Source organism: Aeromonas sp. 95A (genome assembly GCF_051919235.1).
GTDB classification, from domain to species: domain Bacteria; phylum Pseudomonadota; class Gammaproteobacteria; order Enterobacterales; family Aeromonadaceae; genus Aeromonas; species Aeromonas veronii.
This window is the reverse complement of the sequence record NZ_JBQBFC010000001.1, coordinates 3,818,989-3,833,523: the sequence shown is the minus strand read 5'-3', so window position 1 is coordinate 3,833,523 and position 14,535 is coordinate 3,818,989. Positions and strand designations below refer to the sequence as shown.

Annotated in this window: 14 protein-coding genes; 6 read left to right on the top strand and 8 right to left on the bottom strand. The window is 58.9% G+C overall.

Translation table 11 applies throughout. From position 1 onward, the window contains the following. Positions 1–215 precede the first annotated feature (215 nt). A complete protein-coding gene (locus ACTG2U_RS17560; RefSeq protein WP_439974853.1) occupies positions 216–3,671 on the bottom strand; it encodes a hybrid sensor histidine kinase/response regulator in 3,456 nt (1,151 codons plus the stop codon). 215 nt (positions 3,672–3,886) lie between these two features. On the opposite strand from ACTG2U_RS17560, the gene ACTG2U_RS17555 reads away from it, so the two are divergent. Genes ACTG2U_RS17555 through ACTG2U_RS17545 form a run of 3 tightly spaced genes read left to right on the top strand, consistent with a single transcriptional unit; the run spans position 3,887 to position 5,877 of the window. Beyond that, on the top strand, positions 3,887–4,435 hold the full coding sequence (locus ACTG2U_RS17555; RefSeq protein ID WP_076495674.1) for a DUF2975 domain-containing protein: 549 nt from the start codon (positions 3,887–3,889) through the stop codon (positions 4,433–4,435). Positions 4,436–4,442: 7 nt separating this feature from the next. Beyond that, positions 4,443–4,652 carry a helix-turn-helix domain-containing protein gene (locus tag ACTG2U_RS17550; protein WP_005335250.1) on the top strand — a complete coding sequence of 70 codons (210 nt, stop codon included), beginning with the start codon at positions 4,443–4,445 and terminating at the stop codon, positions 4,650–4,652. 7 nt (positions 4,653–4,659) lie between these two features. Then, positions 4,660–5,877, top strand: a complete 1,218-nt coding sequence (locus ACTG2U_RS17545) for a hypothetical protein (protein WP_439974852.1) — start codon at positions 4,660–4,662, stop codon at positions 5,875–5,877. Between the two features lie 77 nt (positions 5,878–5,954). On the opposite strand, the gene ACTG2U_RS17540 is transcribed toward ACTG2U_RS17545, so the two are convergent. Beyond that, a complete protein-coding gene (locus ACTG2U_RS17540; RefSeq protein WP_421285373.1) occupies positions 5,955–7,109 on the bottom strand; it encodes a 3-phenylpropionate MFS transporter in 1,155 nt (384 codons plus the stop codon). 423 nt (positions 7,110–7,532) lie between these two features. Between ACTG2U_RS17540 and ACTG2U_RS17535 the strand changes: the two genes are divergently transcribed. Next, positions 7,533–7,964 carry a universal stress protein gene (locus ACTG2U_RS17535; RefSeq protein ID WP_005335309.1) on the top strand — a complete coding sequence of 144 codons (432 nt, stop codon included), beginning with the start codon at positions 7,533–7,535 and terminating at the stop codon, positions 7,962–7,964. A 77-nt stretch (positions 7,965–8,041) separates the two neighbouring features. On the opposite strand, the gene ACTG2U_RS17530 is transcribed toward ACTG2U_RS17535, so the two are convergent. The 4 genes from ACTG2U_RS17530 to crp form a co-directional block, all read right to left on the bottom strand. Further along, entirely contained in the window at positions 8,042–8,677 is a 636-nt protein-coding gene (locus ACTG2U_RS17530; RefSeq protein ID WP_108539805.1) for a murein L,D-transpeptidase catalytic domain family protein, read from the bottom strand. A 174-nt stretch (positions 8,678–8,851) separates the two neighbouring features. Then, positions 8,852–9,976, bottom strand: coding sequence for a porin (locus ACTG2U_RS17525; protein ID WP_439974851.1), 1,125 nt, complete (start codon positions 9,974–9,976; stop codon positions 8,852–8,854). A 326-nt stretch (positions 9,977–10,302) separates the two neighbouring features. Next, positions 10,303–11,103 carry a putative RNA methyltransferase gene (locus tag ACTG2U_RS17520; RefSeq protein ID WP_439974850.1) on the bottom strand — a complete coding sequence of 267 codons (801 nt, stop codon included), beginning with the start codon at positions 11,101–11,103 and terminating at the stop codon, positions 10,303–10,305. Between the two features lie 125 nt (positions 11,104–11,228). Continuing rightward, entirely contained in the window at positions 11,229–11,867 is a 639-nt protein-coding gene (gene crp, locus ACTG2U_RS17515) for a cAMP-activated global transcriptional regulator CRP (protein ID WP_005335304.1), read from the bottom strand. 300 nt (positions 11,868–12,167) lie between these two features. On the opposite strand from crp, the gene ACTG2U_RS17510 reads away from it, so the two are divergent. Both ACTG2U_RS17510 and ACTG2U_RS17505 read left to right on the top strand, forming a co-directional pair. After that, a complete protein-coding gene (locus tag ACTG2U_RS17510; RefSeq protein ID WP_005362569.1) occupies positions 12,168–12,572 on the top strand; it encodes an OsmC family protein in 405 nt (134 codons plus the stop codon). Between the two features lie 93 nt (positions 12,573–12,665). Continuing rightward, entirely contained in the window at positions 12,666–12,962 is a 297-nt protein-coding gene (locus ACTG2U_RS17505; RefSeq protein WP_005348285.1) for an MliC family protein, read from the top strand. Between the two features lie 143 nt (positions 12,963–13,105). On the opposite strand, the gene ACTG2U_RS17500 is transcribed toward ACTG2U_RS17505, so the two are convergent. Beyond that, positions 13,106–13,639 carry a DUF4136 domain-containing protein gene (locus ACTG2U_RS17500; protein WP_206877845.1) on the bottom strand — a complete coding sequence of 178 codons (534 nt, stop codon included), beginning with the start codon at positions 13,637–13,639 and terminating at the stop codon, positions 13,106–13,108. Between the two features lie 16 nt (positions 13,640–13,655). Further along, on the bottom strand, positions 13,656–14,525 hold the full coding sequence (locus ACTG2U_RS17495) for a phosphoribulokinase (RefSeq protein WP_439974849.1): 870 nt from the start codon (positions 14,523–14,525) through the stop codon (positions 13,656–13,658). Between the last annotated feature and the right edge of the window lie 10 nt (positions 14,526–14,535).

Sequence of the window (14,535 nt, the reverse complement as noted above, 5' to 3'; positions counted from 1 at the left end):
ATCGCATCCCGACTATAGAGTGAGCCAATCCGATCTGCCACTGTCGGCGTTCACCGACAGTGGCAAGCCAATGCACTAACTGGCAGCCATTACGCAGGAAGATGAAGAGATCTTCGCCAATAAATCTCTGTTTTCGGCATTCATCCATGACCAGGGTCCACAGGATCATTGCGCGGTTTTGTGAGCAGGTTCACGGCTAGCAGCCCCGGCTGCGGCTAGCGCAGCAGCAGGCTGTTCATCAGGGCCCGCAGTTTGAGTGGTTTGACCGGTTTGCTGATGTAGCCATACCCCCGCTCGCGGATCTGCGTCTGCAGCTCGCTCTTGCGATCAGCGCTGATGATGATGCCTCCCAGCTCGTCGCCACACACCCGCTGCAAGGCAGCGAGCGCCTCCAACCCGGTCTTGCCATCGTCGAGGTGGTAGTCTGAGAGCACCAATCTCGGCACAAACCCGTCTGCCACCAGCGCCTCGGCTTCGGCCAGATCGACGGCGCAGCGCACCTCGCAGCCCCAACGGCCGAGCAGGGTGCTCATGGCGGTCAGAATGTCCCGCTCGTTGTCGATACAGAGCACGGCTACACCTTCCAGCTGGCTATCACGCACCACCGGCGCCGCCAGCTGATGGGCCGTGACCGGCCGGGTCGCCAGATTGAGGGTCACCGCAAAGACCGACCCCTTGCCCGGCCAGCTCTGCAATGTGAGCTGATGACCGAGCACCTGCGAGATGCCGCGGGCGATGGCGAGCCCCAGACCCAGCCCCTGCTCCTTGGCGGTGCGGGAGTGATCGAGGCGGGAGAACTCGTCAAAAATAGCCTCCTGCTTGTCCTGCGGGATGCCGGGGCCGTTATCCCACACCTCGATGCGGATCTTCTCCCCCATCCGGCGGCAACCGAGCAGCACCCGGCCCCCCGGGTTGTAGCGAAACGCATTGGTGAGGAAGTTCTGCAGCACCCGGCGCAACAGCCGCACATCGCTGTGTACCGCGTGCTTGCACTCCACCACCGAGAAGTGGATCCCCCCCGCCTGCGCCAGCACGCCAAACTCCGCCTTGAGGTTGTCGAACAGATCGCGCAGGGCAAAGTCGAGTTTCTTGGCCTTGAACTTGCCTGCTTCGAGCCGCGAGATATCGAGCAGATCGGTGATGAGATCCTCGGTCGCCCCCAGCGCATCATCGATATGGCGGGCAATGCGGGCCTGCTCGCCAGCATCGGGCAACATCTCCAGCAGGGAGGAGGTAAACAGCTTGGCGGCATTAAGGGGCTGGGTCAGATCGTGGCTGACCGCCGCCAGAAAACGGCTCTTGGATTGATTGGCCCGCTCCACCTGCTGGTTCACCAGCAGCAGTTGACGGTTGAGTTCGGAGAGCTCACGGGTGCGCTCGGCCACCCGTGCCTCCAGATGTTCGTTCGCTTCGCGCAGCACCCGCTCCGCATCGCGAAACGGGGTAATGTCGGTAAAGGTCATGACAAAACCACCGGCGGGCATGGGGTTGCCCTGCATCTCGATCACCCGCCCATCCGGGCGCTCCCGCGCCGAGATATGGGCGCTGCCCCGCTTCATAAAGGCGACCCGCCGTGCCACGTGATCCTCGATATCGCCGGGGCCACAGAGCCCCTGCTGGGCGTTGTAGCGGATGATCTCTTCAATGGGGCGCCCTGCCTGAATAAGCCCCGGCGGATAGTGGAACAGCTCGATGTAGCGGCGGTTCCAGGCCACCAGCCGAAGCTCCCTGTCCACCACCGAGATCCCCTGTCCGATATGCTCGATCGCCCCCTGCAACAAGCCTCGGTTGAAGCGAAACACGTCGGAGGCCTCATCGACTATGGTGGCGATCTCCTCGAGCTGCATGTTGCGCCCCTGCAGGGCAGAGGCGAGCACCAACCGCGCCGAGGAGGTCCCAAACACCCCGGCCAGCAGCCGCTCGGTGTGGGCAATCAGCTCGGCCGAGGCCTGCATCTGCGGAGCAAGGGTGCCGCCCCGCTCACCGGCGAAACGACCAAAGGCGCGTTTGACCCGGCTTGAACCGACAAAGCGGGCTGCCAGCATCTCCAGCTCCTTGACCGAGACCCGCGCCTGATAGAGGGCGGCGGTATCGCGGCTCGGCTTGCCGACAAAGTTGGCGGCCTGCAGCCGCTCGCTCACCGCAGGGCGCGACAGCAGCGAGCCCGCCACATAACCGAGCAGGTTGAATAGCAGGCTCAGGAAGATGCACCAGGCTCCGAGACTCAGCTCGCGAAATGCGGGCCAGTCCGGCGGCGCCAGCAGTTCAGCCAGCGGTGAACCGGCCAGCAGTCCGCTCTCCACCAGTAAGGTCACGAACCAGAGGCTCACCCCGAGGCTCAACCCAAGATAGACCCCCTTGCGATTGCCATGACGCCAGTAGAGGCCGAGCAGCAGGGCCGGCGCAAACTGGGCCACCGCGCCAAAGGAGAGATAGCCGATGCGCGACAAGCTGGTGAGATCGCCGAGCCAGAGGTAAAGCCCCCAGGCCGCCAGCAAGATCAGCAGAATGGCGCCACGGCGCACCTGCAACAGCAGCCGTACCAGCCGCTCGTCGCGCCCCTGCCGCCAGAAGCGGCGCAGCAGCACCGGCAGCACCAGATCGTTGCTCACCATGATCGCCAGCGCGATGGTGCAGACGATCACCATGCCGGTGGCCGCCGAGGTGCCGCCGAGAAACGCCAGCATCGCCATGCCATCGAAACCGAGGGCCATCGGCAGACTGATCACATAGGTGTCGGAGGCCATATCGGCACCCACCCACTGCTTGCCCGCCAGCGCCAGCGGCCAGATAAAGAGCCCCATCACGAACAGGTAGAGCGGGAAGATCCAGCGCGCCCAGTGCAAATCCTGCCCCTGATTGTTCTCCACCACAGTCACATGAAACTGGCGCGGCAGGCAGATGACGGCGCACATCGCCAGCACCGTGTAGATGGCAAGCTCCAGCAGGTTGCCGGGGCTCACCGCCACCACCTGCGCAAAGAAGTCGCGGGTCACCTGCTCGTGAGCCTCGCCCGGTTTGCTCAGGATCAGCCAGAGGGCGAAGCCCCCCACCGCGATAAAGGCCAGCAACTTGACCACCGACTCGAAAGCGATGGCCACCACCATCCCCCTGTGGTGCTCGGTGGCATCGAGATGGCGGGTACCGAACAGGATGCTGAACAGCGCCAGCAGCAAAGTAACCCCGAGCGCCAACTCGCTGGTATTGCTGGTCGGGCTGATGCCGCCGCTGTTGACCATCAGCAGATCCAGCCCGGTGACGATGGCTTTAAGCTGCAACACCAGATAGGGGAGGATCCCCATGATGGCGATAAGGGCGATCACCATGGCGAGCCGCTGGGATTTGCCGTAGCGGGCGGCGATAAAGTCGGCGATGGAGGTGATGTGCTCGCGCTTGGCCACCAGAATAAGGCGGGCCAGCAGCCGCCAGCCAAACAGGAAGACCAGCATGGGGCCAAGGTAGATGGGCACCGGCGACCAGGGGGATTCACTCGCCTGCCCCACGGTGCCGAAGAAGGTCCAGGAGGTGCAGTAGACAGCCAGCGACAGACTGTAGAGCAGCGGTTGCCCCTTGAGACGGTGCCGTTTGTGCTTGTCTGCCACGAAGGCGATCAGAAACAGCAGCCCCAGATAGGTGAGCGACAATCCGATCAGCAGCCATCCCTGGTGCATCGATAACTCCTTGTCCATGTTGAGTTTTTGTATACAGCCTCGCCAGTCTAGAGAGGCTGCAGCCAAAAGTCATCCCCTTCGGAGAGATTGAAATTATCGTTTTTCAATAAGTTTTATCTTGACTGTATATCGCAAAACAATAAACATTGCCGATGTAAATATTGATAAACGATAAACTTTACCTTTCAGATAAAACCATCACAGTGAGGAATGAGATGATCTCCAACAAACTCGAACGCTCGAGCATGCTGATCGAATGGCTGCTGCTGCTGGCACTGCTGGCGACCCCTTTGATCACCTTGCTGGAGGTGTGGACCCCCTTCGGTGGCGCCGATTTTCTGCAGGAGAAGCTCAACACCATCTTGAGCCGCCCCGGCATCAATCCTGCCGACTATCCCCTTCACTTCTCCACCCGGCTGCTCGGCACCCTGGTGCAGCTGTTGCCGGATCTGGTCTTTATGATGATGCTCTGGCAACTGCGTCAGCTGTTTCGTGGCTACCGCGCCGGTCTGCTCTTCACCTTCGAGCAGATCCGCCGCTACCGGCAGATCGGACTGCTGCTCTGTGCAACCTTCCTGGTCGAATTGATCCTGACCCCCTTGCTGGATACGGTGCTCACCATGAGAGGCCCGGAAGTACTCGGTACCATAGCGCTGAGTACCTCAGATTTCCGGGTACTGCTGGCGGGACTGATCGTACTGGCGCTGGCACTGGTCATGCGCGAGGCCAAACTGCTGGCCGATGAACAGCAACTGACGGTGTGAGGAACATATGCCCATTATCATCCGCCTCGATGCCCTGCTGGCCGAGCGCAAAATGACCGCCCGCGAGCTGGCCCAGCGCATCGACATCACCGAGGCCAACCTCTCGATCCTCAAGAATGGCCACGCCAAGGCGGTGCGCTTCTCCACTCTGGAGGCCATCTGCCGTGAACTCAAATGCCAGCCCGGCGATCTGCTGGGCTACGAGCAGGAGCGCTAACCCCCTTATGAGTCGTCATATCACCCTGTTTGCCCTGTGGCTGCTGCCGCTGTGGGCCTGCGCTGGCAATGACGCGAGCGGCCCCCGCTATCTTATCGAGCAGGGCGCCAACGCCAATGTGCTGCAAGTGCGCCTCACCATGCAGGGCAAACCTCCCTTTACCCTGCTCCCCGCTCGTCAGTTACCGGGCAGTGCCGCGCCGGTGTCCCCCGCGCTGGTCTGCCTTGCAGACAACCAGCCGGTTGCCCTCAACCAGCCCTTCTCCTGCAAGGAGATCGGCTGGCAGATCACACTCACACCGGCTCCGACAGAGGGTGCGGATGCCTCGGCCCAACAGTCGCTGCTGTTTGCTCCCAACCAGTGGCTATTGACCGAGTGGGGTAACTTTGTGCGCCAGATGGGGAGCCGCCAAGGAAAGGTATGTCTGCCGGATGGCAGCTGCCAACGGCTGCCGGATGTCAACCGGCCGCCGCTGATCCTGCCATTTGGTCTGGACACTGTGCCCGTCACCAAGCCGGATCCGCGGCTGGTGCTGAGCCATGACGAGACCGCCAATCAGCTCGTTCTGCCAGCACTGCAACAGCAACTGAATGAGATCATCGACTATCTGGCCTTCCAGCTCGATGTGGATCCACCCACTCACCCGTGGCAACTGGTGTGGCTGGGGCGAGATGTGGCGACCCACTCCCTTGGCGGAGCCGCCGGGGATCAGGTGTTTGTCGCCAACTACCCCACCGAGGCTGGCAAGCCGACGCCACAGGCCCCCTTGCGCCTGCTGCGCACCTCGGCCCACGAGGCGGTGCATATCCTCAGCGCTCGCCGCGCGGCTCCACAACCCACCTGGGTCAACGAGAGCCTCGCCGAGTACCTCGCCATCAAGGCGTTGCGCCGCTTTCGGCTGCATCAGGTCACGGCGGTCAACGAGCTGGCCGAGCGGGGCAAACTGCTACCCCATAGCGAGAGCGGCCTCTATCGGGCAGCTCGCGAGGTGCTGGCGGGCGATCGCTCCTACTACCCGCTCTTTTACGTCAAGGGGAGCGCCTTCTGGGAAGCGCTGGAGCGGGAGCTGCAACACAATGACGTGACGCTGGCGCAACTGCTGCCCCAACTGGGCTGGCTGCCGGATGGCCGCTTTGATGCTGCATCCAATGAGCTGCTTGCAGGCACCATCGGCTCGGATACCTGGCGCCGCCTCAGCCGCCTCTATCTTGGCGAGCAGCAGTAGCGCCACAAACCGCAGTAACGAAAAAGGGAGAGCCGTGGCTCTCCCTTTTGTTAGGTGACGATTCAAATAGACAAATATCAGGCTGGAGCACTCTCCTGCGCAGACGGCGCAAAGGGGCGCAGCCGCAGGAAGAAGACCGGCAAGACCACCAGCACCATCAGGAAGAAGATGCCGCCGCCGAGAGGCTCGAACAGCACGCCGCAAAGTGCCATCAGGGCCGCCACCGTCATGCCGAGGCCAAGGGCCGCATAGAGCGCCTGGGTCGGGATCAACTGCTCGGCGGGCAGCTGGCGAGTCATAAAACGCACCGCCCCGAGATGACTCATGCCAAACGTCACCGAGTGGAGCAGCTGCCCCAGCACCAGTACCCACAGTTCAGTCGAGGCCCCGAGCAATACCCAACGCACCACACAACCGATAGCACCGGCGATAAAGAGACTCTGGGCGCCAAAGCGCTGCAAGAAACGCTTGTCGGCGGCAAACATGCAGATCTCGGCCACCACCCCGATCGCCCAGAGATAGCCGATGATGGTGCCGCTATACCCTTGCGCCTTCCAGTAGATGGCGCTGAAACCGTAATAAGCGGCATGGCTCCCCTGCAGCAGCGCTGTCAGCAACAGGAAGCGGCGCACCGACGCGCTGCGCAGGGTTGCCAGCAAGGACGCCTTGGCCCGCTCGCCCTGACTATCCTGTGGCGCCGGATAAAGCGGCAGCCAGCTGAGCAGCAGCATCAGCACCAGCCCCGCCACCATGGTGTGCAAAATCCAGTCACTACCGAAGTTGCCCACCAGCGCCCCCACCAGGGTAGAAGCGACGATAAAGGCAAAGGAGCCGCACAGCCGCACCTTGCCGTAATCGAGGTGCGCCTGCACCACCATGCGGGTCGCCAGCGCCTCCCCCACCGGCATCAGGGTCGGATAGATAAAGTTCGCCAGCAGGGTCAAGCCCACCAGCCACCAGAGGTTATGACTGAGATAGAAGCCGAGAAACGCCAGCAGACTGAGCAGGGAGAGCAACCGGGTAACCGGCAGCAGATGGCCCGCCCCCTTGATCTGCCCCATCACCATCAGGTTGCCGGCAAAGCGGATCGCCATCCCCGCCCCCAGCAGCAGACCTATCATCTCGGCGCTGACGCCCACCCCCTCCAGCCAGAGCGACCAGAACGGCAAGTAAGCACCGTAGACAAAATAGAAGGCGCCGAAAAAGAGCGCTAACCAGGAAAACGCGGGCATAGATCCTCTGCAACCGGATGACGGGAGCAGAATGATAACCCATCCGCCCCCGCAGATCCCGATGGAAACCCCGCAAAGAAAACGAAAAAACTTCAATAAAATTGAACTATTACCGAAGAGGTGGGGTCTACTTGGTAACACCTCCTCCTGGTTAGTGTTGCAATCCTTCCACCCGCCCATGGCGGGTTTCTTTTTTGCTGAATGAATATAGTCAGGTCAGACCGATGCGCAGCATGGTCAGCATTATCCTCGCAGGGGTGAGGAGAGCATTTATCACCTGATTTATACCATGCATTGATCGCGGCGGGCGGAGAAAACATCTCGCATCTCCATTTTGCGACCGGGTCGAGGGTTATTTGCGGTCGGATCGTTATGATCGAGTAAAGATTCAATAGCACCCCAATCAGTAGAGGAGACTGCATTATGCCATCGATCAAGACTCTGCTCTGTCCAGTCGATTTTTCCCAAATGTCTCGCGCGGTACTCGACTATGCCGTTTTTATGGCACAGAGCCATCAGGCCCAGCTCAAGCTGATCCACGTGGTTGATCAACTGCACGGTTTTGACAGTTACAAGATCCTTCATATGACGGCCATCGAGATCACTCACGAGATGGAGCGTCAGGCCAGAACCCAGCTCAAAGAGCTGGTTGCCACCCTGCCGATCCCGGCCACCTTTGATATTCGCTTTGGCCGCGCCGCCGATGAGATTGTCATTCAGGCCAAGGAGGATGAGGTTGAGCTGATCGTGATGGGCAGCCACGGCCGCTCCGGTATCAGCCATCTGCTGGTAGGCAGTGTCGCCGAGTCTGTGGTGCGTCATGCACCCTGCCCGGTACTGGTGGTGCGCCAATAACGCGCCACGTTTAGTGTGAAAAGCGTAACAAACAAGGCCAGCGATTGCTGGCCTTGCGTTTTCTGGTGTTGTGCCCGCTAGCCGTGAGCGTAGATGACACTCCCCCCCTTGATGGTATCTATGATGGCTCTGGCCTGCTCTTTGGGCAGGGCGGGGCAACCCCAGCTGCGGCCCAGCTTGTCATATTTGCGCAGATGGGTCGGGCTGGCATAGGCGGCGCCATGTACCACGATGGCACGCTTGCGGGCATTGCTGTTCTTGCCGGGGCTGAGCCCGTCCAGCCGCAGGGAGTAGCCATGCTTGCCCAGATAGGTTTCTGCGGTGCGATAGACGCCGAGGGAACTTTGGCGGGAGTTGAGCTGGTTGGAAAAGTGTTTTGCGGCCAGTTCACCTGAGTTGCGGCCATGGCTGACCCAGGTGTGATAAAGCAGCTTGTGGCGTTTCATATCGATGACAAACAGTCTGCGCTGGGTGGATGGCTTGCTGTAATCGATGATGGTGAGAATGGGTTTGCGTTTGTGGCGCACGGTTTGATAACTGTTGAGTGCCTGACGAAAGGTCTGTTTATCCAGTTTGCCGGCCAGACCCAGTTGACGATAGAGGCTCTGATCCCAGCTGGCATCTGCCGTGCTGCTCCAGATGAGCGATATCAACAGCAGTGGCAAAAACAGCCACCCGCGTTGCCAGTCTATGTTCCCGCGCGCTTGTCTCATCCGTGAATATCTCCTTGTCACTCCCTGTCAACGATGCGGATATTGCCATCAATCCGCTCGATAGTTATATGCAAGGTGCTGAAAAGGCGCAATAAAAAAACCGGCCGCAGAGCGGCCGGAAGTCATTCAAACAGTAGACATTGGTATCACAGGGTATAACTGACTTCCAATTACTTAGAAGTTGTACTGCAGGGCAACCGCGACTACGTCGTCGGTGTTCTTGCCCAGAGAGTTGGTGGACTTGCCATCTACGGAGTCCAGCAGGTTCAGCTTGTAATCAACGTAGGCGTTGAAGTTCTCGGTGAAGTTGTACCATGCACCGATAGATACGTACTCGGTGTAGGTATCATCGATACCGTGAGCGGAGTCTTTCACGTCAGTGCGCAGGTAGGCCAGAGAAGGCTTGAACTTGCCGATGGCGTACTGGGCAACGGCTTCGTAGCCATCCATCTTCTCGGCGTAACCGTTGTTGACGAACAGGTGGTCTTCACCGTGGGAGTAGGTTGCAGCCAGGTAGAGGTCGCCAGTTGCATATTTGGCACCGAAGCCCATCAGCTTGGCATCCTTGTCGCCACCGAAGGCGGCATAGCGAGCTTGCTCGTCGGTCTTGCCAGCCTGGTTATAGGCAGCACCCAGGCTCAGGCCCATATCGAAATCGTAGTTGGCAGATACTGCGAAGCCTTCTTTGGAACCAGTGCTGTTCCAGGTTGTGTCATTACCGATAACAGTGCCTTTATCGTGGTCAACGCTGAAATCTTTATCAGTCGCAGTGCGACCAGAGTTCTGCGGATCATTGTTACCGGTGAACTGGGCACCCAGGGTCAGCCCCTGATAGGTGTAGATGTACTGGGCCAGACCGTTGGTACGGCCGGTACCGAATACTTCGGTATTTTTACCCAGGCCGTCACCGCCCCACTCAGGCAGGACGTCGGTATAGTTGTTGACGGCCTTGGTGAACAGGCCATCCTGACGACCATAGCTGAAGGCGCCGAAACGGTCGTGCTTGATGCCGGCATAGGCATAACGCAGCTCGTCGTTGTCAGAACCGGAGGTCGGCAGGTTGTACTCGGCAAAGCCGAACGCCTTCATCTCGGGAGCAATCTTGGTCTCGCCAGCAACGTGTAGACGGAAGTAGCTCTGGTCACCTTCGGCACCGTTGTTGTCAGTACCGTAGTAAGCACCTTGTGCACGGCCACCGATCTCCAGCTTGGTATCGTTCTGGTTGTAAACGGTAGCAGCATGGGCGCCGCTCGCCAGCAGCAGGCTGGAGATGGCAATAGTCAGTGCAGACTTCTTCATATGCGTTATTCCTCTGGTGTAGACACGCCCGAATTTGTATTCGGAACTGTGAAATCGGAAATAGTCCGATAGCCACACGGTTGGCGCCGAAACCTTGATTGGAGCTGAATTAATCGGTAGTTAATTTTGGTTATTGTCAGAATAAAATATCGCTATTGATGCTTTTGTTGTTTTGTTAATCCAATAAATTCATAGGGTTGGTTTTTTAATCTGTGGCCAAGTGCTGCAGACGCTGGCGGGGATAAGTGGTCCAGGTTGTGAACCAACTCACGTTTTGCGGTTCAAAGGGGCGGCGAGAGCAGTGCCATCCTGCTCTCGCACTGGGATCAGAGCGGTTTTTGCCACAGAGTCAGCAGCAGATCCTGTTCCAGCTTATCCGGGCCCTGTTGAGCGAAAGCATGACGCTGCTCACCGGTGGCCCGCCAGCCGAGACGGCTGGTCTCCAGAATAAAGTTGCGCATGGCCTGATCCATGGTGAGGCTGAACTGGCAGCGCTGTTGAGCCACCGGATTGAGGCCGCCGAGGGTTGGCCAGCTGAGGGGGTGTTCCATGCTCACCGGATTGAGGCTGACTCGCAGTTGCCACTGATGGCGCGGGCCCGGTTGCAGATAGAGCAGATGGCCACCGGGGGCCAGCCAGCTGACCAGCTGTTCGGTCTTGACCTTGAGATCGTTGACCAGCAGCACCTGAGCCGAGCCCGGCTGCAGCGGCGCACGGGCGGGATCGGCAATGACAAACTGGCCGTCCGGTTGCGCCTTTTTGGCGGCAAAGATGGTGTTCTTGGCGATATCAACCCCAGCAAACTGCCAGCCGGGCAGGCGCTCTGCCAGCGCGCGGCAGTAGTAGCCTTCACCGCACCCAAGATGGATCAGCTCTTGTGGGGCCAGCGGAGCGAGCAGGCCGGCCATGGCCTCAACCAGCGGCAGTTGGTGGCCGGCTTCCAGGAAATGGTGCTTGGCGCGCATCAGGGCACGGCTGTCGCTGTCTTTGGGGTTTTTCTTGCCGGGGATGAGATCCAGATAACCTTCCGGTGCCGGATCGAAGTGATGCTTGTTGTCGCAATAGCGCCCCTGAGAGGCTTCATGAAGATGGAGCGGACTGCGGCAGCGGGGACATTGAAGATGCATAGTAACTCTCTGGGCGAATGCCGGAACAGTGAAGGGCGTTCGGGATTATAGGGGAGAGGATCAAAAAAGGCTGCCGTAGCAGCCTTTTTTATCCCAAGGCCTCAGTCAGGCCTGCGGACGGGTCATCAGCGAGTGCCAAATACCACAATGGTCTTGCCGTGGGCAGAGATGAGCTCCTGCTCTTCCAGCATCTTCAGGATGCGGCCCACGGTTTCACGAGAGCAGCCGACGATCTGGCCGATCTCCTGACGGGTGATCTTGATCTGCATGCCATCCGGGTGGGTCATGGCATCCGGCTGTTTGGCCAGGTTGAGCAGGGTCTGGGCGATCCGGCCGGTCACATCCAGGAAGGCGAGGTTACCCACTTTCTGGCTGGTGTGTTGCAGGCGCTTGGCCATCTGGCCAGAGAGACGCATCAGAATGTCCGGGTTGACCTGGATCAGCTGGCGGAACTTCTTGTAGGAGATCTCTGCCACTTCGCAAGAGCCTTTCGCGCGAACCCAAGCGGAGCGCTCGGGATTCTCGTTCTCCTCGAACATCCCCATCTCGCCCAGGAAATCGCCCTGGTTCAGATAGGAGAGGATCATCTCTTTGCCCTCATCGTCCTTGATCAAGACGGCCACAGTGCCCTTGACGATGTAGTAGAGGGTCTCCGCTTTTTCACCCGCATGGATCAGGGTGCTCTTGGCGGGATACTTATGAATGTGGCAGTGCGACAAGAACCATTCCAGGGTGGGATCGCTTTGCGGTTTGCCAATGACCATGAGAATTCCTCTGTAGTGTCTTTTTATGGACTTGTGCGTCCGGGCAAGCTGCCAATCTTGCCATTCCTTGTATTGGTCGCAGTAGGATAAGAGCCTTTGCCTGTGCTGACAAGGCTTTGCGGGCTTTTGACAGAGCCCTTTGAGTAATGCCTGCTGCGCCGCTTCGGCCATTCTAGGGAAGATAGAGGTCGGAGATGTTGATTTTGATCTATTTCCATCCCAACTCCCCCTGTTCGGCAGAGATAAGCGACTGGGTTATGCTAGGGATCCATCATCATGATTAACAGGAGAGAGTGCGAGATGAAAGCCAAGGTCAGCTGGGTGGAAGGGATGAAGTTTGTGGGTGAGAGTGAATCCGGTCACAAGGTGATCCTGGATGGTGCCAACCCCGGTGAGGGGGCCAGCCCGATGGAGATGATCCTGCTGGCGGTCGGTGGCTGCAGCTCCATTGATGTGGTCTCCATCCTCGAAAAAGCGCGCCAGTCGGTGACCGCATGCCATGTTGATGTCAGTGGCGAACGGGTCGATAGCGTGCCCCGGGTTTTCGAGAAGATTAATCTGCACTTCGTGGTGACAGGCAAGGGATTGGCAGAGAAACAGGTGGCCAGAGCGGTCGATCTGTCGATGGAAAAATACTGTTCTGTTTCCCTGATGTTGGAAAAAGCGGTACAAATTACCCATAGTTATCAAATTGTTGAAGCTTGATAACGATAGTTTCGTTGGTACCCTGGCATAAGGCCGTTACGTAAGGCCACTGCACAAGGCCATGACATAAAGCCATTACATAAGGAAAGTGCAATGAAAAAATTGATCGCTCTGCTTCCCCTTTTGGGCCTGGCGGCGTGCAGCAGCCCGCAACCTACCCAGTATCAATACAGCCAATACCAGTGTGGCGAAGAGATGCTGGCCGTTACCTATGATGCTCAGGCCGACATGGTGCAGTTCCCCTATGCCGGGGTTTATCACAAGCTGGCGCGTGTGGAGTCAGAGTCTGGCGCCAAATATTCTGATGGCCTGACCACTTTCTGGAATCAGGAGAAACAAGCCCTCCTCACCCAGAAAGGGGTCACACTGCTGACCTGTACGCTCAAATAAGTGACCACAGATAGCTGAAGGTGTGCGGCTTTGTGCCCGAGTCTGGCCTTGGCCGGATTGGGTCAAGAGGTTGAGACCACAAAAAAAACGGCTTGCCGGGAGGCAAGCCGTTTTTCTATCCATCCATTATCACTAAACAAGCGTTAGTTGGTGGGGACGCGATTGAGCAGCTCGGCCGCGAGCTGCTGGCTGAGTGCCTGACGCTGGCTATCTGCAATGCTCACGTCGCTGGTCAGCTGGATGATGCTGCTCCAGACCGCTTTCTGGGTTTTGCGATCGAGCAGCACGATGGCCAGCGACCCTTTGCGCTGGTTGGCCGAGGCATATACCCCGGGCGTCATGCCAAGACGGGCGAAAATCTCGCCGTCACTCATATCCTTGCCGCCCGCGACGCCGATGGCGACCCACAGATCCGCCTCGTCGAGCGGTGCACTCTGCCACCCCTTGCCATTGAGCTCCCGGCTTACCGCCTGCTGCATTGGCTCCAGCCACCCTTCCGCCAACTCACCGGCAAATTGATACTGCTCGGCCAGGGCGTAGCGCGGGGTTGTACCATAGGTCCAGTTGCCCATCGGGCGAACCAGCATGGTCCCGGACTCCAGCGTGGGGGCCGCCGGCCCGCTGCTGCAACCGCCAAGCAGGGCGAGCAGTGCCACAGAGAGATAAGCAAGCCGCATCGTGAACTCCTTTGAATCAGGTTATTTTGCCGGTTTCGATCAATTGCTGGATGAGCGGGCGCAGGATCAGCTCCATCGCAAAGCCCATCTTGCCACCCGGCACCACTATGGTGTTCATCCGCGACATGAATGAGCCGTCGATCATCGACAACAGGTAGGGGAAATCCACCTGCTTGATGCCGCGAAACCGGATCACCAGCATACTCTCGTCCAGACTCGGGATCACCTTGGCGCTGAAGGGGTTGGAGGTATCCACCGTCGGTACTCGCTGGAAGTTGATATGGGTGCGCGAGAACTGCGGGGTGATGAAGTTGATGTAGTCATCCATGGAGCGAACGATGGAGCCGGTCACCGCCTCGCGGGAATGCCCTCGCTCCGAGGTATCGCGAATGAGCTTTTGGATCCACTCCAGGTTGACGATGGGCACTACGCCTATCAGAAAATCCACGTGGCGCGCCACATTGTGATCCTCGGTGACCACACCACCGTGCAGCCCTTCATAAAACAGCAGATCGGTATTGCTGGGCAGATGCTGCCAGGGGGTGAAGGTACCGGGCATCTGGTTGAAGGGCACCGCCTCGTCAAAGCTATGCAGGTAGCGGCGATACTGGCCATTGCCATCCTGCCCATAGCCTTGGAAAAAGCTCTCCAGCAGTCCGAAGTCATTGGCCTCAGGGCCAAAATAGCTGATATGACGCCCCTGTTCGCGCGCCTTGCGGATCGCTACATCCATTTCCGGTCGGGTGTAGCGGTGAAAACTGTCACCTTCCACCACAGCCGCGGTATATCCCAGTTGATGGAACATGGAGCGAAAGGCGTTGGTGGAGGTGGAGGTGCCGGCACCGGACGAACCGGTAACGGCAATAATGGGGTGCTTGGCCGACATGGGATTCTCT